3 protein-coding genes are annotated in these 1,929 nt (G+C 71.1%); all 3 read right to left on the bottom strand.

The genetic code is table 11. The annotated features are described in order from the left end of the window. The coding region (locus AC1D15_RS29575; protein WP_477828829.1) for a chorismate transformation FkbO/Hyg5 family protein at nt 1–350 on the bottom strand (350 nt) is incomplete at its 3' end. 87 nt (nt 351–437) lie between these two features. Further along, the gene (locus tag AC1D15_RS29570; protein WP_477828828.1) at nt 438–1,499 is read right to left on the bottom strand and encodes a patatin-like phospholipase family protein; all 1,062 of its coding nucleotides are present in this window, start codon (nt 1,497–1,499) and stop codon (nt 438–440) included. An 82-nt stretch (nt 1,500–1,581) separates the two neighbouring features. After that, on the bottom strand, nt 1,582–1,929 hold a 348-nt coding region (locus AC1D15_RS29565; RefSeq protein WP_477828827.1), incomplete at its 5' end, for a superoxide dismutase family protein.

The following is a 1,929-nucleotide window of genomic DNA, read 5'->3' as shown; positions in this document are numbered from 1 at the left end:
GCCACGTAGTTCCACACGCGCAGCAGGTGCGCAAAGCCCTCGTCGCGCAGCAGCTGGAACAGCTCGTCGTAGACCTGCCGCGCCGCGGCGCAGATGCCGCCCGGCCAGGTCCGGTCGTCGATGCACAGCGTGCCCATCAACCACTGCCCGTCGCTCACGAAGCGCGCGGCACCGCGGCGCTGCTCGTGCAGCGTGCCGGGCACGCTCCAGGTCTCGGTGACCGGGCCGGCGGGGTACAGCAGCGCGGGGGCGGCAATGTGCCGCGGCTCTTCGCCCGTGTGGATGYGGAGGTCGAGCGCCGGCGTGGCAGTCGATTCGAAGGCGCGACGGAACTGCAACGGGGAGGACAAGGGGAGTGGCGGAGGGGACAGCAGCAGGTCGCGCATCCAGCGAATTTTAGGGGAGCGCCGCACCGTTCCGGCGCATGGCGCGCCGTCCTACAGCGCGTCGGCCTCAGGGTGATCCAGCCAATTCGCGAAATCGTCACGAAGCCGTTCGCTTTCCTGCAACGCGCGGGTCCACACCGCCTGCCGGCCGGCCACGTCCTCGCCCCAGGATTTGAAGTCGGCCCGGTCGGGCAGCTTGCCGTGCGGCAGCGTCGCGATCCATTCCGGGTTCGGGTACAGCACGATCAGGTTGTCGAGCATCGCGCTGGCGCGGTGGCGGCGCTTGAAGCCCTTGTCGAGCCAGCCCGGCACCACCGTCCTCTGGAAGTGCGGGTACAGCGCCAGGCCGTCGTGCATCGACGCGTAGTCGAGGTGCAGGTGGTAATCGGTGATGCCGCCGTCCCAGTAGGCGCCGGGGGGCCCGCCGGGGATGTCGTGCACCGCGTCGAGCCAGAACGGGATCGAGCAGCTCGCGAGGATGCTCGCACGCAGGTTCGAGCCATCGAGCGCGGCCGTGTGCGTGCGGTAGTCGGTGAGCGACAGCGGCAAGGCATCGCGCGGGTCCGAGAACACGACGCGCTCCAGCCAGCCGCCCATCGCGCGGCGGCTCACGGCATTGGCCGCGAACGCGCCCAGGTAGCCGATCGGCGTGCGCAGCCGCCCCTGCCGGCCCAGCACGTGCCGGCCGCGGCTCGTGAAGACGTGCAACCGGTAGCGCGGATGCTGCAGCACCTGCGCCTCGCGCGCGCCGAACTGGCGCACCAGGTTGTCGGCGAACACCTGGCTGACGTGGGTCGCGGTCGGTTGCCTGCCGGGCGCGTGCTCGTACTGCTGGCCGATGTAGTCGGCGGCCATCTGCGCCAGCTCGCGCGCCGGGTCGTCGAGGCAGCCGGTGGCCATGCGCCACGCACCGATCGATGCGCCGAGCAGGTGCACCGTGTGGTCGCTGCGCGGCAGCCAGTCGCCGAACAGGAAGCGATCGAGGTGGTTCAGCGCCAGGCCCTTCGGCCCGCCGGCCGCGGCCGGGATGGCCCGCACATCCTGCGGGCGCAGGCCGTCGCGGCGCAGGTGCTCGCGCGCCTTCGGACCGGCGGCGACGAACAAAGCCTTCAAGGCCAAGCCACTCCCCAGGATCCGGCTTTGCCGGGCCGATGGGAGGAGCCCCTTGGGGGCAGGAGCGCAGCGACTGGGGGGCTCACATGTCTCGCTTGATGACGCCGCAGGCGATGCGGGCGCCGGAGTTGCCGGTCGGCTGCGTTGCGTAGTCGTCCTGGCTCGCGTGCACGATCAACCCGCGGCCGACCAGGTCGGTCGGGCCGGAGCCGATGGTGACGTCGCTGAGCAGGAATTCGAACTCGGCCACGCCGCTCGCATCGGCGGTGATCGCCGGGATGTCGCCGGCATGGTGGTCGCCGAGCGGCGAACCGTGCGGCTTGTTGGTCGGGTTGAAGTGGCCGCCGGTGCTCATGCCGTCGCCGCTGGAGCAGTCGCCCTTCTCATGGGCGTGGAAACCGTGGTCCTGGAACGGCTTCAGGCCGCGCAC

The sequence above is a fragment of the Rhizobacter sp. P2_H2 genome (genome assembly GCF_056403375.1).
Note: the sequence above shows the minus strand (reverse complement) of the source record. Positions and strands in the feature narration are given on the sequence as shown.